Origin of the sequence: Arthrobacter crystallopoietes, from assembly GCF_002849715.1 — a bacterium.
Classification (GTDB): domain Bacteria; phylum Actinomycetota; class Actinomycetes; order Actinomycetales; family Micrococcaceae; genus Crystallibacter; species Crystallibacter crystallopoietes.
Genome location: NZ_CP018863.1, coordinates 3,413,488 through 3,435,241, shown reverse-complemented (window position 1 = coordinate 3,435,241; position 21,754 = coordinate 3,413,488). Strand labels below are relative to the sequence as shown.

The window sequence follows — 21,754 nt, the reverse complement described above, 5'->3', positions numbered from 1 at the left end:
GGCCACAAAATAAGGAGACCGGCAGCCCCCAACGAGCTGCCGGTCTCCGGTTTTTGTACGGGATCTAGTCCCGTGGATCAGGCGGTGTGCGCCGCCCGCACCGCTTCAGTCAGCGGCGTGCTGGGACGGCCGATCAGCTTCGCCAGGTCCTCGCTTTCGGTATCGAGGTCGCCTGCGGCCGTGTTGGCCTCGAGCGCGGCGAGGAAGCCTGCCATTCCCTCATCCAGGCCGGCGGCGAGCAGGCCCTGCTTGTACTCGTCCAGCGTGACGTTGCGGTAGCCGATGCTCCGGCTGGTCACCTCGGAGACGGCGGAGGCGAATTCGACCATGGCGAAGGGCGTGCCGCCGAGTTCGTAAACGGCGTTCTCGTGGCCTTCGCCGGTCAGCACAACGGCGGCTGCCTCGGCGAAGTCAGCACGGGTGGCGGCGGCAATCCTCGCGTCGCCGGCGGCGCCGATGACCGCGCCGGCCTGCAGGTACTGGCCCAGCTGCCCGGTGTAGTTCTCGATGTACCAGCCGTTGCGCAGCAGCGTGAACGGGATTCCGGATTCGCGGATCAGGGCCTCGGTGGCCTTGTGCTCCGGAGCCAGGGCCAGGTCGCTGGTATCCGCGCGCAGCACGCTGGTGTAAGCAATCCGCTGCACGCCGGCCGCCCTAGCAGCCTCCACGACGTTGCCGTGCTGCCGGACGCGCTGGCCGACCTCGCTGCCGGAGATAAACATGAGGGTGTCCACGCCTGCCAGTGCCGAAGCCAGGGTTTCGGGCTTGTCGTAATCGCCCTCACGGACCGTCACGCCACGTTCCTGCAGGCCGGCTGCCTTTGCCGTATTGCGTACGACGGCGACAATAGCTGCCGCTTCAATCTCGCGTTCCAGCAGGGCATCGATGACGAGCGCACCCAATTCGCCTGTTGCTCCCGTTACTGCATACGTGGTCATGTTGCTCCTTGCGTTGATTACTTGCAACTGAAACTAATGTAGGTGGAATCATTTGAAGCGTCAAGTGAATTCCCGGTAGAGTTGTTCCATGACAGAGCCGCAGTGGTTGAATCCCGAGGAACGCAAGGCGTGGCTGGCCGTTGCCTCGCTGATGTTCCGGCTTCCGGCCACGCTGGAGTCCCAGCTGCAGCGCGACGAGGACCTTACCGTCGCCGGCTACATGGTGCTGGCGATGCTTTCGGAGTCCGCCACCCGCGAATGCCGGATGAGCAAACTGGCGGAGCTGACGAATACCTCGCAGTCCAGGCTTTCCCGGATTGTCGCCCGGCTGGAAAAGGACGGCTACGTCATCAGGGCCATGGACACCAATGACCGCCGTGTGGTGCTGGCCCGCATCACCGAAGCCGGCATAGCTAAAATTGCTGCCGCCGCACCGGGCCACGTCGCCGCCGTCCGGGCCGCCGTCTTCGACCGGCTGGACGAAGAGCAGGTCCACCAGCTGGCTGCCATCAGCAGGACGCTGCTCGGCGCCGACTTCCCGCACTTGCCGGAGTAACCTGCGCAGGACTAACGTCGGCCGCATGCAAGCATCGCTGGCAGGCAAAGTTGCCCTCGTCGCCGGAGGGACCAGGGGCGCAGGCCGGGGCATCGCCGTCCAGCTCGGCGCGGCTGGCGCCACCGTTTACGTCACCGGGCGGACCACCCGGGACCAGCCGTCGGAGATGAACCGGCCGGAAACCATCGAGGAGACCGCGCAGCTGGTCGAGGCGGCCGGCGGCCACGGGATCGCGGTCAGGGTGGACCACCTCGTGCCCAATGACGTGCGAGACCTGGCAGCTCGTATCGACGACGAGCAGGGCGCCCTCCACATCCTGGTCAACGACATCTGGGGCGGCACCGTCATGGAGTGGGACAAATCGGTGTGGGAGTCCTCGCTCGATATCGGCCTGCACATGCTCCGGCTGGGCGTGGACACCCACGCCATTACCAGCCACTTTGCCCTGCCGCTGCTGATCCGGCAGCCGGGCGGACTGGTTATCGAAGTCACCGACGGGACGGACGAGTACAACGCGCAGAACTACCGGGCTTCGTTCTTCTACGATTTGGCCAAAGCTGCGGTGAACCGGATGGCGTTCCTGCTGGCACACGACCTGAGGCCTTACGGCGCCACTGCACTCTCGCTGACCCCGGGCTGGCTGCGATCCGAAGCGATGCTGGACGAATTTGGCGTGACCGAAGCGAACTGGCGCGATGCCACCGAACGCATTCCGCACTTCGCCATTTCCGAGACTCCGGCTTACGTGGGCCGGGCCGTCGCGGCGCTCGCCCAGGATCCCGAGGTCTCCCGTTGGAACGGGAAGTCGCTCTCCAGCGGCGAGCTGGCCAAGGTCTACGGCTTCACCGACGTGGACGGCAGCCAGCCCGATGCCTGGCGGTACATGCGCGAGGTCCAGGATCCGGACAAACCAGCGGACACCACCGGCTACCGCTGAGCTGCTGTCAGCGCGGATCCATCACTGTGCCCAGGAAGAGCGGCAGCCCGGTTTCGGCGTGGATGATCTGGTAGAGGAACGGGCGGTTGAAGTCCAGCCTCACGTCCGGCTGCGGCGGGAGCGAACCGGCCATCACATCCAGTTGCGTGACTGCGGCCGCCACCGTGCCCTTCTCCCCCACGGTGATGTTGGCCTGCTGCGTTGCCCCGGTGACACGCGCTTCCGGCTGGATGGCTCGGAGGTCCGGTGTCTCGCCGAAAGTCTCCGCCAGTCCCAGGCTGCGCAGTACCGGGATCAGATCCTGGGTATGCTCGTGCTCCCACTTCGGCAACCCCAGCGACACCATTGCCGGATCGGCTCCAGCCATCGCCCGGTTCACCGCGGCCAGCCCTGCTTCGTCCAGCACCGGCGAACCATCGTCAGGCAGGACCAGGCGCATCAGGAAACCCTCGTTGTAGGGAAGGTCAATGCCCTGCCACCCCTCGCCGCGGGCGTAGTCGGCGCGCAGCAGTTTCCCCATCAGTTCCGCCTGGACCACCTCCCCGTCCAGCAAGGTGAAGTCCTCGGTGTTGGTTGACGACGGCGAGAACGGATCCGCCCAGGCCGCCGCGAAGTACACCGCGTTCAGCAGGGTCAGCGTGTTGTCCTCGTCGTACCCGCCGGGCGCTTCCGTGATCCGGCCGCCGGTATGGTGGTCTACCCAGGAGTCCAGCTTGTCCTTGGTGGCTGGATCCGCATAGTTCACCGGATACACACCAGAGCCGTAGTGCTCCGCCAGTCGGGCCAGATACTCCTCGCCGGTAGGCGTGCCCGTATCGACGAACACCCCGTTGGCCAGGTGCAGCAGCGGCCTGGCCGGAGGCTCGTCCTCGTCCACGGAGCCGGGATCGCCGTCGTGCTCCTGCCACGACTTGAGCAGCGCGTTCATCGCCTGGTCCCTGTCCTCGGCAGGCAGGCCGAGCATCGCATCCATTTCCGCTGCCGTCGTGGTGCCCGCGCCGGTGCGCAGCATGGCGAGCGCGTAGAGCAGGCTCGCCGGGCTGGTGACCTGGTTCGCCTCCGGCTGGCCGGCAAGCATGGCGGCACCGAGTTTGAGCGTGGCATCCTGCAGCGATGCCACGGCCTCCGGATACTCCTGCAGTGCGACCGACTGCTGTTGAACCCCGTCCGCCGCCAGCAGTTCCGGCTCCGGTGCGCCGCACCCGGCCAGCGTCAAAACCGGCACCAGCCCGAGCGCGGCGAGCACCGCCGTCGTTCTTGTGCGCACATCCCTGCACCGTCCTCTTGACATTCCGGCCGCGTTGCGTCCGGCACGTTTACTGTTCCCGGTCCGCCGCCCAGGCCGGCCCCGTCCTTTCAACCTACGTTCACCCGCCGGCAAACAACAGACCCGCACGGGCCACAATCCGGACACGGGAGGCCTGCGAAACCCACAGGCGGTGTCCAGAGGCAACCGATGGCAGGTAGGCTCGGGCTTGTGACTAACCAGACATCTGAAACCACCCTGGATAACACGGCCGTGCGGAGCCCCTCCGCGATCGACGCCGTGGCGGACTCCTTCACCGAGTCGCTGCTGGAGATGAACCCCTCGCTCGCCACGTCGCTGGGCATTCCCGGGCACGAGACCGAGTACCCGGACTATTCCCCAGCCGGTGCCGAGGCGCTGGCCGAGTGCACCCGCGAGGCACTGCGACGACTGGAGGACCTGGAGCCCACGGACGATGTGGACCGGGTGACCCTGGATGCCATGCGCGAGCGTCTGGGACTGGAGCTGGAAATCCACGAGACCGGCCTGGACCTTGCGGACCTGAACAATATCGCCTCGCCGTCGCAGGATATCCGCGCCATCTTCGACCTGATGCCCACGGCCACGGCGGAGGACTGGAACAACATCGCCGGCCGGATGGGCAACGTGCCGGACGCCATCAGCGGCTACGCCAGCTCGCTCCGGGCGGCGAAGGAACGCGGGCTGGTGGCAGCGCAGCGCCAGATCCGCACGGTGATAGAGCAGGCCAGGGCGTACGCGGCCGAGGACGGCTTCTTCCATTCGCTGGCCGCATCCGCCCGGATTGACGACGGCGACGGCGGAGCCTCGGTGCCGGAGGACCTGCGCAAGCGCCTGGCCGCCGGCGCCGAGGCCGCTTCCCATGCCTACACCTCGCTGGCTGCGTTCCTCGAAAACGAGCTGCTGCCGGACGCGTCGAAGAAGGACGCCGTCGGCCGGGAGCACTACTCGCTGATGTCCCGCCGTTTCCTCGGCGCCACGATCGATTTGGAAGAGACCTACCAGTGGGGCGTGGAGGAACTGGACCGCATCATCGCCGAACAGGAGGCCGTGGCCCAGCAGATCAAGCCGGGCGCCTCCATCGAAGAGGCCATGGCCGCGCTGGACGCCGATGGGTCCCGGCAGCTGCACGGCACCGACGCGCTGCAGGCCTGGATGCAGAAGCTCTCCGACCGTGCAGTGGCGGAACTGTCCGGCACGCACTTCGACATCTACGAACCGATGCGCCGGCTCGAATGCCGCATCGCGCCCACGCAGGAAGGCGGCATCTACTACACCGGGCCGTCCGACGACTTCTCCCGCCCGGGCCGCATGTGGTGGTCCGTCCCCGAGGGCGAGGACACCTTCACCACGTGGAAGGAAACCACCACCGTCTACCACGAGGGCGTGCCGGGCCACCACCTCCAAATTGCGACGGCGACCTACCGCCGCGAGCTCCTGAACAACTGGCGCCGGAACATCTGCTGGGTGTCCGGCCACGGCGAAGGCTGGGCGCTCTATGCCGAGCGGCTAATGGAGGACCTGGGTTATCTGGCCGATCCGGGCGACAAGATGGGCATGCTGGATGCCCAGCGCATGCGCGCCGCCCGCGTGGTCTTCGACATCGGCGTCCATCTGGAACTTGAGGTGCCGGCACGGTGGGGTTCGGGGACGTGGACGCCGGAGAAGGGCTACGAGTTCCTGCGGAAGAACATCGCCATCAGCGAAGGCCAGCTCAAGTTCGAGTTCACCCGCTACCTGGGCTGGCCGGGGCAGGCTCCTTCCTACAAGCTGGGCCAGCGGCTGTGGGAGCAGATCCGCGACGAGCGCCGACGCCGCGAAGGTGGGTCCTTCGACATCAAGCGGTTCCACAGCGAGGCCCTGAACCTTGGCTCGGTGGGGCTGGACACCCTGCGCCGCGCACTGCTGGGCGACAGCGCGGTCTCGTCCGAGGCGTAGGGCGAGCCGCCGGCGATCTTCCTCTCACGGGCCCCGTCCGTGCGTAGGCCGCCTCGGTTTGCGGCGGACCCCTCACCGGCGACGGTCCTCGCCTGCGAAAACGGTGTTGGCCAGAACCGTTTTCGCAGGTGCGGCCCGCCGGCGATGTTCCTCACACGGGCACCGGGAATAACTTCACACAACCCACGCATCGTCGGGCCGTCGCAGGAATGGTGACGGCCCGCCGTCGTACGTGGATGTAATATTTCGCAACGCTGCCTTTTACTTGGTATACGCGCCATCTATGGTCTTCGAGTGACTACTGCTACCAGCCCCGAAAAACAGGCCCGGAGACTGCCCTCGTGGGCCACCGCCTTCGGCCCGCAGATCATCGCCGCGCTGATCGCCGGCCTCATCCTTGGTCTCGTGGCCAAGAACATGGGCGAGTCGGCCGCCGGCGAACCGAACTGGCTGACCGAGACGCTGACGACCATCGGCTCCAGCTACATCTCGCTGCTGAAGGCCGCGGTGGTGCCGCTGATCTTCACCGCCGTGGTCAGCTCCATCGCCAATCTTCGCGCGGTTTCCAATGCTGCCAAGCTGGCCTGGAACACGCTGCTCTGGTTCGCCATCACCGCCTTCATCGCCGTGGTGATCGGCATGGTGCTGGGCACCGTCATGCAGCCCGGCGCCAGTGCTGCCGGCGACGTGCCTGGCGAGTACACCGGGCGCACCGGTGACTGGTGGGCGTTCCTGACCGGCCTGTTCCCGGGCAACTTCCTAGGGCTGGAAGCCAGCACCAAGGTGGCCGAGTCCGGCGATATGACCACGAGCGTCAGCTTCAACGTGCTGCAGATCCTGGTCATCTCCATCGCCGTCGGCATCGCCGCCCTGAAGGTGGGCGCGCCCGCCGAGCCGTTCCTGAAGCTCAACGCCTCCGCGCTGGCCGTGATCCAGAAGGTGCTGTGGTGGATCATCCGTGTGGCCCCGATCGGCACCGTCGGCCTGATCGGCAAGGCCGTTGCCACGTACGGCTGGGACACCATGGGTTCGCTGGCCATGTTCACGCTGTCCATCTACGTAGGCCTGGCGCTGGTGGTCTTTGTGGTCTACCCGGTGCTGATCCGCGCCCACGGGCTGTCCGTCAAGCAGTGGTTCTCAGGCGCCTGGCCCGCGATCCAGCTGGCCTTCGTATCGCGTTCCTCCATGGGCACCATGCCCCTGACTCAGCGGGTGACCGAGCGGAACCTGGGCGTTCCCCGGGCCTACGCGTCCTTCGCCGTGCCGCTGGGCTCGACGACCAAGATGGACGGCTGCGCCTCGATCTACCCGGCGATCGCCGCGATCTTCGTCGCCCAGTTCTTCGGTGTGCAGCTGGACTTCACGCATTATCTGCTGATCGCTTTGGTGGCCGTGCTCGGCTCCGCCGCGACGGCCGGAACCACCGGCGCCACCGTCATGCTGACCCTGACGCTGTCCACGCTGGGGCTGCCGCTGGAAGGCATCGGCCTGCTGCTGGCCATCGACCCGATCCTGGACATGGGCCGCACCGCGGTCAACGTGGCCGGCCAGACCGTGGTCCCGACGATCGTCTCCAAGCGCCAGGGCATTCTGGACCTGAGCCTCTACAGCGCGAAGCGCACCGGCGATCCGTTTACCGACGACGCCGCCGTGGACGCGGATGGGATAGACCACGTTGAAACCGGCGCCGAGCCTGCCGGGGTTCCCGCCGGACGTCGCGAGGAAGACCTGGTCGACTCAAGGAACTAACCGCTTGTTGGGCGCTGGGCTAACCCCGGCGCCCCCGGCGGGCAGAACCAAAAACAGCAGTACATACAAGAAAACGCTCGGCCGGAAAGTGCCTCCGGCCGAGCGTTTTGCTGTTCAGGAACGGTGTATCCCCCAACGATCCACCGGTCCCGGAACGATGCAGCCCCAACGGTGCACCGGTCCATTCCGCTGCCTCGCCACTCACTGCGCGAAAGGGCAACCGGAAGAATCCCCGTGGAGATCATACGGGCCGGAGCGGCACGTTGATAAATCAACATCTGGTATATCGGTTTATGCGAGGCTGGAGGGTCGGTGCCCCGAAGCGACGGCGCTCTTCGCTGGCTGATGCGGGTCTGGCTATCGGACCTCCTGATGCGGACCTGAGCGACGAGGGCATTACGCTTAGGGACGTGACTGATTTGCGCCTGATTCTCGCCTCCGCCTCCCCCGCCCGCACCAAACTCCTCACCGACGCAGGCATCTCCCACAGCATTCTTGTATCCGACGTCGACGAAGATGCCGTCACAGCGCACTACGGGCTGACGGACCCACATGACACGGCCTTGCTGCTCGCGCGGGCCAAGGCTGAAGCTGTCGCCAGCCTCCCCGAGGCGGAGGGCGCGCTGGTTCTGGGCTGCGACTCCGTCTTCGAGCTCGACGGCGAACCGCACGGCAAGCCGTACGAACCGGAGATCGCCCGCGAGCGCTGGCACCGAATGAGCGGCCGCCACGGTGTGCTGCACACCGGTCACTGGCTGGTCGACTGCAGAGATGCACCCGCGGACGCGGACGAGGATGCTTCCCTGGATAGCACTATTGGATCAGGCGCCACCATTGGCGCGGTTGCCTCGGCCGGCGTGTACTTCGCCCAGCTCAGCGATGCCGAGATAGACGCCTACGTCGCCACCGGTGAGCCGCTCCAGGTCGCCGGCTCCTTCACCATCGACTCGCTGGGCGGAGCCTTCATCGAGCGCGTCGACGGCGACCCGCACGCCGTCGTCGGTCTTTCGGTTTCCACCCTGCGCCACCTGCTGGCAAGTGCCAACGTGCAGATCACTGCTCTCTGGGGGCAATAACAGCCGGCTGCTACCGGGCGATCCGGCCCCTGCATGGTCCCTGGGGAATCAGTTATCGTCCTTGCCGGAATTATCCTTGTCTTGGTCGGGACCGGGACCACCCCCAGCCCCTCCGTTGTTCTCATCATCCTCGGATCCATCCCGGCCGGTCGAATCATCCGGGCCTTCCGCATCGTCCCGGCCGGCTCCGTCATCCTTCTGCTGGTCGCTGTTGCCCCGGCCTGGAAGTGCGGTGTCCTGCTGACCGTTGCCGTCTCCCTGATCGCTGTCCGGCTCAGCCGTTGCAGACTCAGCCGGCGCAGGCGACGCAGGCGAGGTTTCGGAAGGCTCCGGGGCAGAAACCGTGGGAGGCGGTGCGGGCACCGGGGCCGGCGCAGGAGGAACGGGCTGCCCCTGGATTGGTTGCGTATTCCCAACACTGTTCGGCGCCTCCGGCGCAGCCGCTTCTGTTTCAGGTTTCGGCGGTTCCGAAGTAGGCGATGCTGCGGCGAGTTCGGCGGCGAGGCCCGCGCTGAGTTGCTCGATGGCGGCTTCAATGCTCTGGTAGCGGGCGAAAGAGACGTCGCCGTCCCCGGCAGCCTGTCTCAATTCCTCCGTCAGGTCGCCCAGGCCTTCGATCGCTTTCTCGTAATCCCCGGCGGCCGCGGCGCTCCGGACCTCGGCTGCGTGCGCCTGCATTCTTTCGGCGGCTCCTGCCCCTAGCTGTGGCGGCGCAGTGCAGGCGCTGCCGAGCAGCATGACGCAAACTGCCGCTGCAGCTGCGATACGGCGAATACCTTGCGGCTTCTTCATGGGACAAGGTTCCGTTCGAGGTTGCGCATGTGCTCTTCGAGCTCTCCGGTCAGGGTCGGCGATGGTGTAGGGACAGATGTCTGAGCCTCTTGCGGATTGGAGGTCAGCGAAAGCGCAAAGACCGCAATGCCAGCGAGCACGAGGACTGCTGCGATGACCCAGACGGGAAACTTGCGGGTAGGCCGTGACCGCAGAGGTCTTGCCGCCTGGGCAACCGGAATGGCTGCCGTACTGCTCTCCGGCGCCTCCGGCGTCTCCCGCACGTCCAGTGCCGGATCCAGCTCCCACGCTGTATTGTCCAGGTCGGCAAGCGCAGCAGCTACTTCGGCGGCATCGGGCCGTGCGGCTGGATCCATCGCGGTCATCCTCGACAGAAGGCGAACCCATCCGGGGCCGATCTCCGCCGGGATAACCGGTCCGCGTTGCAGGCGGGCCACAGCCGATTCGACTGGACTGCCGGGAAATTCGACGTGGCCGGTCAGGCACTCCAGCAGGACCAGTCCGAGGGAATAGATATCGCTGGATGTTCCCAATGCCCCGCCCTGGGCCTGCTCCGGGCTCAGGTAGGTTGCGGTTCCAACAGTCTGCCCGGTGGCGGTCAGCCGTGTTCCTTCTATGACGCGGGCAATGCCGAAATCCATGAGCTTGGCCCGGGCTTCACCGGTGTCTTCATCGAACGCCAGCATGATGTTCGCCGGTTTGAGGTCGCGGTGGATCACTCCCTGAACGTGGACATAGTGAAGTGCAGCCGCCAGTTGGTGGCCGATCTTTGCTACATCCCTGGACTCCAGCCGCCCCAGCCGAAGCCGGTTTCGCAGGTCCTTGCCTTGCGCAAGCTCCATCACCACAAAGGAGCGGGTCCCGTCGGAAGTTGAATCTTCCCTGCCCGCATCGTAAACAGTGACCAGGCCTGGGTGGTTGAATGTCGACAGCAGCTGTACTTCTGCCTCCTGGCGCCGCAACTCCCCTTCGTCACTGATATCAGGACGGAAAACCTTCACCGCAACCAATCGGCCCAGCACGTCATCCACGGCCTTATAGACCGCTGCCGATCCGCCCCGCCCGATCAGTTCCTGAAGCTTGTAACGGCCGCCCAAGCTAACTGGCAGAGACTGCCCCAAATACACGTCCCCCAACTGACTTCCTTTGCTCCCAAGGGCACCGCTTGGCGCGCTTGATTCTCCCTACGGGTTACCGACAGGTATACACGAGGCGAACGGCCGGCGGTACCTAAAACAGCGAATGGGTCCTAAGGGATTATCGTTACAAGGGGATTTCGGCGTCGGGTCGGGAGGAAGCACTAAGCACCAGCTCCCGGCACCGCCCCTTTTGTAGAACACCTACAAAGAACTGCGCCCACACACGCACAATTGGCATGGTTATTGGGTGATACCCGCAAAACCGCGCTAGGCTCCTCAAGGATAGAAGGAGCTTTGAATGACCCAGCGCATCACCAAGGTACTGATCGCCAACCGTGGTGAAATTGCCGTCCGCGTAATCCGAGCCGCACGGGATGAAGGCCTCGCCTCCGTCGCCGTTTACGCAGAGCCTGACCGGGATGCGCTGCATGTCCGTCTGGCCGACGAGGCCTACTCCCTGGGCGGCAGCACCGCCACGGAGTCCTATCTGGCCATGGACAAGCTGCTCGAAGCGGCCGCAACCTCCGGTGCCGACGCCGTCCACCCCGGCTACGGCTTCCTCGCCGAAAACGCGGACTTCGCCCAGCGGGTCATCGACGCCGGGCTGATCTGGATCGGCCCCTCCCCCGACGCCATTGCCAAACTCGGTGATAAGGTCCAGGCCCGGCACATTGCCGAAAAGGTCGGCGCTCCCTTGGTTCCCGGCACCGCGGATCCGGTCCAGGGCGTGGATGAAGTCCTCGCGTTCGCGGACACCTACGGTCTCCCGCTGGCCATCAAGGCCGCTTACGGCGGCGGCGGCCGCGGCATCAAAGTGGTCCGTGACCGGGACGAGATCCCCGAGGCCTTCGACTCCGCGGTCCGCGAGGCAACCGCTGCCTTTGGCCGCGGCGAGTGCTTCGTCGAGCGCTTCCTCGATGCACCCCGGCATGTGGAAACCCAGTGCCTCGCGGATGCGCACGGCAACGTCGTCGTTATTTCCACCCGCGACTGTTCGCTGCAGCGCCGCAATCAGAAGCTCGTCGAGGAAGCCCCCGCCCCGTTCCTGAGCGCGGACCAGAACTACCGGCTGTACGAGGCGTCCAAGGCCATCATGCTCGAGGCCGGATACCAGGGCGCCGGCACCTGCGAATTCCTGGTCGGCCAGGACGGCACCATCTCCTTCCTTGAGGTCAACACGCGCCTGCAGGTGGAGCATCCCATTTCCGAGGAGGTCGCCGGCGTGGACCTGGTCCGCGAGCAGTTCCGGCTGGCCTGCGGCGAGGAACTGGGCTACGGCGATCCCGAGATCCGCGGCCACTCCTTCGAGTTCCGCATCAACGGGGAGGATGCCGGCCGCAACTTCATGCCGGCCCCGGGCACCGTGGAATCCATGAAGCTGCCCACCGGCCCCGGCGTCCGCGTGGACTCCGGCGTCGAAGCCGGCGAGGTGGTCGGCGGCAACTTCGACTCCCTGCTCGCCAAGCTCGTGGTCACCGGCGCCAGCCGCAACCAGGCCCTGCAGCGCGCCCGCCGCGCCCTGGCGGAGATGGAGATCGGCGGCATGCCGACCGTCCTGCCCTTCCACCGGGCCGTGACGGCGGATCCGGATTTCGCCCCGGCGGACCCGCTGGAGCCCTTCAAAGTCCACACCCGCTGGATCGAGACCGAATTCGTCAACGAGATTCCCGCCTTCGATGCCGCGGCGTCAACAACCACCGACGACGACGGCGAACGCCAGCGCGTGACCGTTGAGGTGGGCGGCAAACGGCTGGAAGTTGTGCTCCCCGCGGGTCTGAACACCTCCGGCGGCGCCGCTACCAAGTCCAACGGCAAGCCCAAGCGCGGCCGCGGGCGTTCCGGCGGTTCGGCCGGCGCTGCGGCCAGCGGGGACGATTTGTCCTCACCGATGCAGGGCACCATCGTGAAGGTGGCCGTCAGCGAAGGTGACACGGTCGCGGAAGGCGATCTCGTCGTCGTGCTTGAGGCCATGAAGATGGAGCAGCCGCTGACCGCGCACAAGGCCGGCACCATCTCCAAACTGACGGCGAAGCCGGGCGCCACCGTTTCTGCCGGCGCGGTGCTGGCCGCCATCATCGACTAAGGCCAGCGCAGCTCCTCCCCCGCAGCTCGTGCCCAAGGTGCCCGGTTCCGTCGACGGACCGGGCACCGCTGGTTAACGTGCGCGGATCTGCGCTCTCACTAGGGCCTCAACTTTTTCCAAGGGTGCTGGTGTAAGGCTCGCAGGGACGGCACAGGGACTCCATCCACTCGCACCGGACGGCCCTGCCGTCATGGGGAGGCTCCGCGCACAGAGCGGGTCCATTCGGAATTGGGGAACACGATGGACAAGAGTCCGCGGCACCTTTCGGCGCGCCGCAAAACAAGCATAAAACTGGCAGCATTGGCCACCGGCAGCGCGGTGGTCCTATCCGGGGTCATGGTCCCCGGCCAAGCTGCGGCGGCACCGCCGCCGGGGCAGGATTTCAACGTCACCACCGGTGATCTGGAATTCATCATCAAGCAGATCGATATTTCCGAAGCGCACGCCGAGGACACCATTCTCGAAGACGAGGATTCATCGCCGCTGTGCCAGACCGGCGCCACCTTCAACATCGCCGAACAGACGCATTACGACGTCGACGGCGACCCTTGCGTGGGCTCGCCGACGCTGCCGTTCGGGCTGCGGACCGTCGACGGCCGCTGGAACAACCTCATGCCCGGCCAGGACGGCTACGGAACCAGCGGGAAGGACTTTCCGCGGCTGCTTCCGGCCGATTTCAAGGATGCCGATCCGATTCCCGGCGGCGGCGCGCCAGGCGGCGCTCCGGGGACGCCGACCTCGTACAAGAGCACCGACGGGGAGTTCGTCTACGACGCGGAACCCCGCATCATCAGCAACTTGGTCGTCGACCAGACCACCGACAATCCTGCCGCGGTGGCAGCGTCCGAGCGGATTGAAGGATCCGGCCTCGTTGACGGCACCGCGTTCAGCCGAACGTATGGCACCACTTTGTTCGACACCTCAGCTGCCATCAGCAAGGCCAACTACAACCCAAGCGTACCGGTGGTCTACATAGCGCGAGCAGACGACTACTCCGACGCGCTGGCAGCAGGACCGGCGGCTACGGCGAGCGGCGGACCGCTGCTGCTGGTCAATTCAAACAGCATTCCCGCATCCATCCGGACCCAACTGGCCCGGCTCCAGCCGCAGCGGATCGTGGTTGTCGGTGGTGATGTGGCTGTTACGGCCACCGTCGCCACTACACTCCAGCAATTCACGGCAGGAGCGGTGACCCGCCAGGCCGGGACAACCCGCTACGACACCGCGGCGGCCATCAGCCGGGCCAACCATCCCGATGGTGCGTCGAAGGTGTTCATCGCCACGGGCCTGAATTTCCCGGATGCGCTGGCGGCCGCGGCCCCTGCGGCCAGGGACGGGAATCCCGTCCTCCTGGTCACCAGGGACGGCATCCCTGCGGCCACCGCCACCGAACTGGACCGGCTGAATCCCTCCGAGATAGTCGTTCTCGGCGGGCCGAGGGCAGTCAGCGAGCCGGTCTTCAACGAGTTGAACGGCCGGGACGGCGCGACGGTCACCCGGATCGGCGGAACCACCCTGTACGACACGGCCGCCATGATCTCGGCCGAACACTACGCACCGGGCGTGGACACCGTCTATCTCACCACCGGGGAGAACTTCCCGGACGCACTTTCCGGTTCACCTGCCGCGGGCAAACAGGGTGCCCCCATCCTGCTGGTGCCCAGGAGCGGCTCAGTCCCGGCCAGTGTTGCTGCCGAACTGCAGCGGCTCAAGGCTAAAAGAGCCATTATCCTCGGCGGCCCGCTGGCCGTCAGCGCAGGGGTGGAAGACGAGCTGGCCGGCTTGGTCGGGGGTTCGGAAATGTTTATCCCCGACATTGCTACCGATGAGGGCCTCTCGGCTTCCGTCACAAGCTTCTTCACGTTCTTTGGGCAGTTCTTCGACCACGGTCTGGACCAGGTCTCCAAGGGCGGCAACGGCACCATCGTGGTCCCGCTGCAGCCCGATGATCCGCTGTATGAGGAGGGCTCCCGCACCAACTTCCTGACTCTCTCCCGCGCCACCATCGGCGAGGACGGCAGCCAGGAGCATATCAACCGCACCACCCCGTTCGTCGACCAGAACCAGACCTACACTTCGCACCCCTCGCACCAGGCGTTCCTCCGAGAGTATGTGGCCGGAGAAAACGGGCCCGAGGTCACCGGTAAACTGCTCAACGGCGCCGGCGGTGAAGGCGTGGCCACTTGGAACGATGTCAAGAACCAAGCCCGTACTGTCCTCGGCATCAACCTGACGGACATGGACGTCCTGAACGTACCGATGCTGCGGATGGATCCGTACGGCCATTTTGTGCCCGGCCCGAACGGCTATCCGCAACTGGTCCTCGAAGACGGCACCATGATCGAGGGCGATCCTGCCAATGGCGGTGTTGCCGTACCGGAGAACGTAATCCGCGTAAACCAGGCGTTCCTGGACGACATTGCCCATGGTGCTACGCCAAATCCGCCGAGCGGTTACGACGCCGAACTGCTGGGCAGCCATTTCGCCACCGGCGACGGACGCGGCAACGAGAACATCGCCCTGACAGCTGTGCACCATGTGTTCCATTCGGAGCATAACCGGGTCATGGAACAGATCGATGATTTCCTGCAGAACGAGGCACCGGCCGAGCTCCGGGACCGCTACATGGCCGAGGACGGCATTTGGGACTACGGCGAGCGGCTGTTCCAAGCGGCACGCTTCTTTACGGAGATGCAGTACCAGCATCTCGTTTTCGAAGAGTTTGCCCGCCGCATCCAGCCGAATATCGATCCAACCACCCTGAATGAGAATTCCTACATGCCGGATGTCGACCCGGCGATCGTCGCGGAATTCGCACACGTGGTCTACCGGTTCGGGCATTCATTGCTGACCGAGGACATCCGGCGCGAGGTCAACGGCGAGATGGAGGACATCCCGCTCTTCGACGGCTTCCTGAACCCGCAAGGTTACCTGACAGCACCGGACGGCACCGCGCTGTCACCGAATGAGGCTGCCGGTTCCATCATCCGGGGCACCACGCATCAGACGGCCAACGCCATCGACGAATTCGTGACCGATACGTTGCGAAACCAACTGCTGGGACTGCCGCTGGATCTGGTCACGATCAATATGCTGCGGGCACGCGAGACCGGTGTTCCGTCCCTGCAGGTGGCACGCCAAACGTTCTACGAAGATTCGCGGCATCCGGAACTTGCCCCGTACACCAGCTGGGAGGACTTCCGGCTCGCCATGAAGAATCCGGAGTCCATCCTGAACTTCGTGGCCGCCTACGGAATCCACCCATCGCTGGACGTTGACACGCTGGATTCAAAGCGTGCCGCGGCGGCGCTGCTCATCGAGGACGAGGCGTTCATGACCGCCCCGGCCGCGGAAACCGGTGTCAACGACATCGACTTCTGGATGGGCGGCCTGGCTGAAAAGCCGTTCGTTTTCGGTGGCATGCTGGGTACCACCTTCAACGTGGTGTTCGAACAGCAGCTGGAAAACCTGCAGAACGGCGACCGTTTCTACTACCTGACCAGGAATCTGGGCAACTCCTTGTTTCACACGCTGGAGGCGAACTCGTTCTCCCAGTTGATCCTGCGGAACACTGCCGCAGACAAGCTGCCCCACGACGTCTTCGCTGCAGCCCAGGCGACCTTCGACCTAAGCGAGCCGGCAGTGGATCTCGCCGCCGCCGGGCTGCAGGAGCTGGACGGATGGTCCCGCTTTACCGGCGGGGAACATACCACCATGCAGGGAACAGATAGCAACGACAGCCTCCGGGGCGGCATCGGCGACGACTCGTTCTGGGGCCGGGCCGGCAACGACCGGATTGAAGGCGACGACGGCGCCGATGCCCTGATGGGCGGCGACGGCGATGACATCCTGACCGATCTCAACGGCGACGACAGGCTCCAGGGTGAGGCCGGCAACGACGCCCTGGCCGGCGGGCCCGGTGTTGCGGACCTGCTGTTCGGCGGCTCCGGACAGGACTTCATCCTCGGCGGCAATGACAATTCCACGGTCTTTGGCGGACTGGGTAACGACTTCATTCTTGGCTCCACCGGCCCGGATAACCTCCGCGGCGATGAGGGGGACGATTGGATCGAAGGCGGTCCGGGCGGCAGCGATCTGTTGGTCGGCGATCTGAGCAACACCATGATGAACGATCCGGCCCTGTGGCACGGCGGGCACGACGTCCTCAACGGCGGCTCCGGCAACGCGGACCACGATGCCGAAGGCGGCGACGACATCATGGTCGCTGGCACCGGGACGGAGCGGTTCGGCGGGATGCTCGGCTTCGACTGGGTGACCTTCAAGGACAACAGGTTCCCGGCCAGGGTCGACATGGACAGGCTGCAGATCGTGCCCGAAGTCGAGTCGGGCATCCGCGACAGGTACCTCGGCGTCGAGGCGGTCGCCGGCTGGAACAGCAACGACGTGATCCGCGGCTCCCAGTCGGAAGATGACCTCGTCGCTCCGGAAATCGGCACCCTCGGGTACGGTCACCGACTGACCCAGGAACATCTGGACCGGATAGCCGGTCTGCGCGACCTGCTCGGTGGTGGCGAGCTGCCCGAATACGCCCTGCCGTTCCTCGACGGCCAGCCCACCACGCCGGACGATTTCAACAACAACATCCTGTTAGCCGGTGCGGGCAGCGACCTCGTCGAACCCCGCCTCGGCCGCAACTTTGTCGACGGCGACGCCTGGCTGGACGTGAACGTTGTCTGGCGGCCCGCCGATGGTGCAGTAGCCGAAAGGGCCAAGTCGATCTCTGCCTTCTCGGAGCGGATCTTCAACCGGACCATCAGCCCGGTCGATCTGTTCATTGAGCGCAGTGTTGTCGGCGCCGACGCCAACCAGGCTGATGCCACCGATACGATCGTCTACGCGGAAACCCGCGACGAGTTCGAGATCGAGCAGCTGTCCGATGGCGTCATCCGGGTCACCAGTGTTGCCAATCCCGGTATCCGCCAGGACATTCTGCGCAACGTCGAGCAACTGCAGTTCAGCGATGAAACTGTGGACGTCTCTGACGGTGTTGAAGCACCGGTTGAACTGCCCGCCGGAACGGTCAACCTCAATGTGGGCGACCTCGTGGAAGGGCAGACGGTAAACGCAACGGCGGAGATCCCCGATCCGGAAGTCACGGACCTCCGGTTCGAACTCCAGATCGTTGACCCCGGCACGGGCGAAGCAGCCACCACCCAGGATGGAACCACCGGCAATTTCCTGCTCGGCGAAGCTGAAGTCGGCTTCACTGTCCAGGTGGTCGTCACCTACACCGGAGGCGACGGAACCCCCGTCCAGTTGGTTTCCGAACCGACTGTGAATGAGGTTCAGGCGGCGCCGTAAGCGCTCACGGCGCACCACATGCAAGACCACTGGCAATAAATTCCTTTGGCAAAAAGACAATACAATAAGCATGCTTTGTTGTACCGTGGGAATTGGTAAGGGACACTCTCCGGCAATCCCGTCGGGGGACCATTGATCACCGTAAGGAGAGAGCATCATGGGTTTTCTTGCTTTTCTTATTCTCGGACTAATTGCGGGCGCTATCGCCAAGCTGATCCTGCCGGGTGACCAAGGCGGCGGCTGGATCGCAACCCTAGTACTCGGCGTCGTCGGCGCCCTGCTGGGCGGCTGGGTAGGCAGCGCCGTCTTCAACGTTGGGCTGGAAGAGTTCTGGAGCATCCAGACCTGGCTCGTTGCCATCGCGGGCGCCCTCGTTGTACTGCTGATTTGGGGCTTCATCACTAAACGGAAGGCAGTCCACTAACGGACAGCCGGATTCTTAACTGAGAAGAAGCCCGCGGTTCCTGCTGGAACCGCGGGCTTCTTTGACTCCGAATCAGAGGAGAATCAGCTGCTGAGTCCCTCGTAATCCATGTCCTTGGTTTCTTTGGTCAGGAACAGGGAGATCAGCGTGACGACGGCTGCGCCGCTGAGGTACATGCCCACCAGGAAAGTGCTGCCATCGGCCGCCTGCCACAGCGCCACCGCGATGAACGGGGCCACGGAGGCACCCAGGATCGAGGAGAAGTTGTAGGCCACGGCCGAACCGGTGTACCGGACGTTGGTCGGGAACAGCTCGGGCAGCATGGCACCCATGGGGCCGAAGGTCAGGCCCATCAGGGTGAAGCCGATGATCAGGTGCAGCATGGTGCCGGCGAAGCCGCCGCCGAAGAGCGGAACCCAGAGGAAGCCGAAGCCCACGATGCCCAGCGAGACCCAGATCAGCGTCTTCCGACGGCCGAACTTTTCTGCCAGCGGCCCGGCCACCATCGTGAAGATCCCGAAGAAGACGACGCCGATGATCAGCATCAGCAGGAAGTCGTTGCGAGCGTAACCCAGGCCGGCGGTGAACGCCGAGGGGTCGAAGTCCTTCCCTGCTGCGGCAGCGGCCGCTGCCGCGTCGTCCACCGTCTTGGCCGCAGTGCCGTAGGACAGCGTGAAGGTGGTCATCAGGTAGAACAGCACGTAGGTGGCCAGCATGATGAAGGTACCCAGGATCAGCTGGCGCCAGCTGGACTTGAAGACGCGGCCGAGCGGCAGCTTGGTGACCTCGCCCTTGTCCACGACCTTCTGAAAGGCCGGGGTTTCCACCAGCTTCAGGCGGACGTAGAGGCCGATGATGACCATGACGGCGCTGCCCAGGAACGGAACGCGCCAGCCCCAGGACATGAACGCCTCATTGCTCAGGTTCATACTGAGGACCAGGAAGAGCGAGTTGGCAATGATGAAGCCGATCGGGGCGCCCAGCTGCGGGAACGTGCCGTAGATGGCCCGCTTGTTCGCCGGGGCGTTCTCTGTGGCCAGCAGTGCGGCACCGCTCCATTCGCCGCCAAGGGCCAGGCCCTGGGCAAAGCGCAGGACCACCAGCAGGGCTGGAGCCCAGAACGACCAGCCGCTGACCTGCGCGGTGGGGAGGCAGCCGATCAGGAAGGTCGCGATGCCCATGGTGAGCAGCGAGGCGACCAGCGTGCCCTTGCGGCCGAACTTGTCGCCGAAGTGTCCGAAAACAATGGAGCCGAGCGGCCGCGCGATGAAGGCGACGCCGAAGACGGCGAACGAGCTCAGCAGCGCGGTGGCGGCATCGGCGCCGGGGAAGAACAAGGCCGGGAAAACGAGCACGGCGGCCGTGGCGTAGACGTAGAAGTCGTAGAACTCAACGGACGTGCCAATGAGGCTGGCAACGATCACGCGGCCGCGGGAGTTGACCGGGGCCTTGGACGCACCTGTTGAGGCTGGTGCTGCAGAAGACATGGGTGTCGGCTTTCGATGAAAACGAATGATTACCGCCGAAAATTCTACTCCGTTCCGTCCAGCATCCGGACATTGTTCCAATATGTGGACGGCTCTGGACACGTGGCGCCGGAATACCCTTCAGCTTTTGGTGTCCCGCTACGCGTCATACAGCCATGAGTTGCTGCCGGAGCGTGTTTGGATAATGGCCATGACTGCACAACGTACGACGCCGGCCATGTCGGGACCGCTGCTGGCTGTCCTTGCGCTGTTGGCCGCCGCGGCGCCGTTGTCCTCCGACATGTATCTGGCGTCGCTGCCCATGATCGCCACCGACCTGGGGGTGCGTGCCTCCGGCGCCCAGCTCACGCTGACGGCGTTGCTGCTCGGCATCGCGCTCGGGCAACTGGCGTTCGGCCCGCTTTCAGACAGGTACGGGCGCATCCGCCCGCTGATGGTTGGCATCGCCATCGCCGTCGTCGCCTGTGTTGCCGCTGCGCTGGCCCAGGATATCTGGTTCTTGGTGGGAGCCCGCTTCGTTCAGGGTTTCGCCGCCGCGGCCGGAATCGTCATTGGCCGCGCCATCATTTCGGACCTCAACGCCGGTACCGGCGCGGCGCGGGCTTTCACGCTGCTGCTGACCATTTCCAGCCTGGCTCCGGTCCTGGCTCCCCTGCTGGGCAGCGTCCTGCTTGCCGCCGGCAGCTGGCGCAGCATCTTCTGGGTCTTGGCAGGAATCTTCGCGGTGATGCTCGGCGGTGTCCTGCTGCTGGTCCGCGAAACCCATCCGCCGCATGCCCGCGACAAGGCCGCCTTGCTTGCCGCCGGCGACGTGGTCAGGCGGGCCTTCAAGGGAGGCTTGTTTCCGGCCTACGTGCTCCAGTTCGCTTTCACCTTCGGCGTGATCATCTCTTATATTTCGGCCTCGTCCTTTGTCTACCAGAACCTGATGGGCTTCAGCGCCATCGGCTACGGCGCGGCCGCGGCCGTCAACGCGCTGGGGATGATGACCTGCGGCCTGGTCTCGGTCCGGCTGATCCGCCGCTTCGCCGTGCGCCGCATCATCGCCGCGGCCCTGACGGCACAGCTGATCATGACCGCAGCCATCTTTGTCCTGGTGCTGTCCGACGTACCGGCCATCTGGGCGGCCCTGCCCATCTTCTTTGCCATCAGCTGCACAGGTTTCCTGATGGGCAACACGACCAGCCTGGCCATCGGCACGGTCCGCCAGGCCGCGGGCCAAGGCTCGGCCGTCCTGGGCGCCTCCCAGTTCGTGCTGGGTGCCATCGTCACTCCGCTGGCCGGCATCGGCGGCGGCTTCACGGCCGTTCCCATGGCCATCCTGATGCTCGGCTGCTGCCTCTGTGCGGGCGCGCTGTTCCTTGTCTCCGGCCGGATCGAAGCGCGCATGACCGGCGGCACCTAGACCAGCATGGCGTAGGCAACCGCCGCAAGCACCAGCACGGCCAGCACCGCCACCACGGTATTGGCGATGTTCCTCTTCTTTGCGTCGCTCAAGCGGCGCCATTTCCGTTTCAGTCCCATTGGATCCCCACACCCGATGATTGGCAGTTGGCCCCATGCTAGTGCCTCGCCCTGGGAATAACAGGGGGCCGCCGGATGTCCGAACGCCCGCACGAATATTGTCCGAGCCGGCTGCCATGCTCGCGTTCGTGAATAAAGTGGATGTTGTGACCGCCAGGGAATACGCAAGGAACGACGGCGGACGCCCGGTTAAGCGCGGAACAGTCACCCGGGCGCCCTACCGCCGTGAGCCCTATGTGCGCGCCCGCATCGGCGTCGGCGCCGATGACACCGTGGACGCGAAGGCCATTTCCTGGGACCGCAACACAGTCCAGCTCAAGTGGGTGGACGAAAACGGTTCCATGCGCACCCAGTGGGTTCCGGCGTCGGACGTTCGACGCATTACCCGGGACGAATCCGCCTGGCGGGACCCGTATGACGACTACGGCTTTTACTACCCTGACGAGCAGTGACGCTCCATGCCCGGCGCCGTTTCCCACGCTGCCGCCCGGATACGGCAAAATG

Annotated in this window: 15 protein-coding genes; 10 read left to right on the top strand and 5 right to left on the bottom strand. The window is 65.2% G+C overall.

From position 1 onward, the window contains the following. Window positions 1-77 precede the first annotated feature (77 nt). Window positions 78-938 (bottom strand): SDR family oxidoreductase, encoded by an 861-nt coding sequence (locus tag AC20117_RS15985; RefSeq protein WP_074698660.1) that lies wholly within the window; start codon window positions 936-938, stop codon window positions 78-80. A gap of 88 nt (window positions 939-1,026) precedes the next feature. Here AC20117_RS15985 and AC20117_RS15980 point away from each other — a divergent pair, with 88 nt between their 5' ends. Together AC20117_RS15980 and AC20117_RS15975 are read left to right on the top strand one after the other, a co-directional pair. Beyond that, window positions 1,027-1,494, top strand: coding sequence for a MarR family winged helix-turn-helix transcriptional regulator (locus tag AC20117_RS15980; RefSeq protein ID WP_074698662.1), 468 nt, complete (start codon window positions 1,027-1,029; stop codon window positions 1,492-1,494). A gap of 25 nt (window positions 1,495-1,519) precedes the next feature. Further along, complete coding sequence (locus AC20117_RS15975; RefSeq protein ID WP_074698664.1) at window positions 1,520-2,431, top strand: SDR family oxidoreductase; 912 nt, start codon at window positions 1,520-1,522, stop codon at window positions 2,429-2,431. Between the two features lie 7 nt (window positions 2,432-2,438). Here the strand turns inward: AC20117_RS15975 and AC20117_RS15970 are convergent, their stop codons facing one another. Beyond that, the gene (locus AC20117_RS15970) at window positions 2,439-3,698 is read right to left on the bottom strand and encodes a serpin family protein (protein ID WP_236777342.1); all 1,260 of its coding nucleotides are present in this window, start codon (window positions 3,696-3,698) and stop codon (window positions 2,439-2,441) included. Between the two features lie 210 nt (window positions 3,699-3,908). Between AC20117_RS15970 and AC20117_RS15965 the strand changes: the two genes are divergently transcribed. The 3 genes from AC20117_RS15965 (at window position 3,909) to AC20117_RS15955 (ending at window position 8,479) form a co-directional block, all read left to right on the top strand. Continuing rightward, window positions 3,909-5,654 (top strand): DUF885 domain-containing protein, encoded by a 1,746-nt coding sequence (locus AC20117_RS15965; RefSeq protein ID WP_236777341.1) that lies wholly within the window; start codon window positions 3,909-3,911, stop codon window positions 5,652-5,654. A 294-nt stretch (window positions 5,655-5,948) separates the two neighbouring features. Continuing rightward, the gene (locus AC20117_RS15960) at window positions 5,949-7,403 is read left to right on the top strand and encodes a dicarboxylate/amino acid:cation symporter (RefSeq protein ID WP_074698668.1); all 1,455 of its coding nucleotides are present in this window, start codon (window positions 5,949-5,951) and stop codon (window positions 7,401-7,403) included. Between the two features lie 410 nt (window positions 7,404-7,813). Then, window positions 7,814-8,479 carry a Maf family protein gene (locus tag AC20117_RS15955; RefSeq protein WP_236777340.1) on the top strand — a complete coding sequence of 222 codons (666 nt, stop codon included), beginning with the start codon at window positions 7,814-7,816 and terminating at the stop codon, window positions 8,477-8,479. 48 nt (window positions 8,480-8,527) lie between these two features. Here the strand turns inward: AC20117_RS15955 and AC20117_RS15950 are convergent, their stop codons facing one another. Both AC20117_RS15950 and AC20117_RS15945 read right to left on the bottom strand, forming a co-directional pair. Beyond that, window positions 8,528-9,271, bottom strand: coding sequence for a hypothetical protein (locus AC20117_RS15950; protein ID WP_139186709.1), 744 nt, complete (start codon window positions 9,269-9,271; stop codon window positions 8,528-8,530). Next, the gene (locus tag AC20117_RS15945) at window positions 9,268-10,368 is read right to left on the bottom strand and encodes a serine/threonine-protein kinase (RefSeq protein ID WP_236777339.1); all 1,101 of its coding nucleotides are present in this window, start codon (window positions 10,366-10,368) and stop codon (window positions 9,268-9,270) included. Before AC20117_RS15945 ends, AC20117_RS15950 begins: the two co-directional genes overlap by 4 nt. Window positions 10,369-10,708: 340 nt before the next feature. On the opposite strand from AC20117_RS15945, the gene AC20117_RS15940 reads away from it, so the two are divergent. From AC20117_RS15940 to AC20117_RS15930, 3 genes are all read left to right on the top strand, one after another. Next, window positions 10,709-12,493, top strand: coding sequence for an acetyl/propionyl/methylcrotonyl-CoA carboxylase subunit alpha (locus tag AC20117_RS15940; protein ID WP_074698672.1), 1,785 nt, complete (start codon window positions 10,709-10,711; stop codon window positions 12,491-12,493). Window positions 12,494-12,793: 300 nt separating this feature from the next. Then, window positions 12,794-17,815 (top strand): peroxidase family protein, encoded by a 5,022-nt coding sequence (locus tag AC20117_RS15935; protein ID WP_158300485.1) that lies wholly within the window; start codon window positions 12,794-12,796, stop codon window positions 17,813-17,815. A gap of 157 nt (window positions 17,816-17,972) precedes the next feature. Further along, window positions 17,973-18,239, top strand: coding sequence for a GlsB/YeaQ/YmgE family stress response membrane protein (locus AC20117_RS15930; RefSeq protein ID WP_074698676.1), 267 nt, complete (start codon window positions 17,973-17,975; stop codon window positions 18,237-18,239). An 83-nt stretch (window positions 18,240-18,322) separates the two neighbouring features. Here the strand turns inward: AC20117_RS15930 and AC20117_RS15925 are convergent, their stop codons facing one another. Next, window positions 18,323-19,726 carry an MFS transporter gene (locus tag AC20117_RS15925; RefSeq protein WP_074698678.1) on the bottom strand — a complete coding sequence of 468 codons (1,404 nt, stop codon included), beginning with the start codon at window positions 19,724-19,726 and terminating at the stop codon, window positions 18,323-18,325. A 190-nt stretch (window positions 19,727-19,916) separates the two neighbouring features. Here AC20117_RS15925 and AC20117_RS15920 point away from each other — a divergent pair, with 190 nt between their 5' ends. Then, window positions 19,917-21,131, top strand: coding sequence for a Bcr/CflA family efflux MFS transporter (locus AC20117_RS15920; protein WP_158300484.1), 1,215 nt, complete (start codon window positions 19,917-19,919; stop codon window positions 21,129-21,131). A gap of 265 nt (window positions 21,132-21,396) precedes the next feature. Next, the gene (locus AC20117_RS15915; RefSeq protein ID WP_139186710.1) at window positions 21,397-21,702 is read left to right on the top strand and encodes a hypothetical protein; all 306 of its coding nucleotides are present in this window, start codon (window positions 21,397-21,399) and stop codon (window positions 21,700-21,702) included. The last annotated feature ends 52 nt before the right edge of the window (window positions 21,703-21,754 follow it).

Bases quoted from the DNA above. Each gene is read 5' to 3' on its own strand.
- AC20117_RS15950 (WP_139186709.1), bottom strand. From the start codon at position 9,271: ATGAAGAAGCCGCAAGGTATTCGCCGTATCGCAGCTGCAGCGGCAGTT.
- AC20117_RS15980 (WP_074698662.1), top strand. From the start codon at position 1,027: ATGACAGAGCCGCAGTGGTTGAATCCCGAGGAACGCAAGGCGTGGCTG.
- AC20117_RS15985 (WP_074698660.1), bottom strand. From the start codon at position 938: ATGACCACGTATGCAGTAACGGGAGCAACAGGCGAATTGGGTGCGCTC.
- AC20117_RS15975 (WP_074698664.1), top strand. From the start codon at position 1,520: ATGCAAGCATCGCTGGCAGGCAAAGTTGCCCTCGTCGCCGGAGGGACC.
- AC20117_RS15925 (WP_074698678.1), bottom strand. From the start codon at position 19,726: ATGTCTTCTGCAGCACCAGCCTCAACAGGTGCGTCCAAGGCCCCGGTC.
- AC20117_RS15940 (WP_074698672.1), top strand. From the start codon at position 10,709: ATGACCCAGCGCATCACCAAGGTACTGATCGCCAACCGTGGTGAAATT.
- AC20117_RS15920 (WP_158300484.1), top strand. From the start codon at position 19,917: ATGACTGCACAACGTACGACGCCGGCCATGTCGGGACCGCTGCTGGCT.
- AC20117_RS15930 (WP_074698676.1), top strand. From the start codon at position 17,973: ATGGGTTTTCTTGCTTTTCTTATTCTCGGACTAATTGCGGGCGCTATC.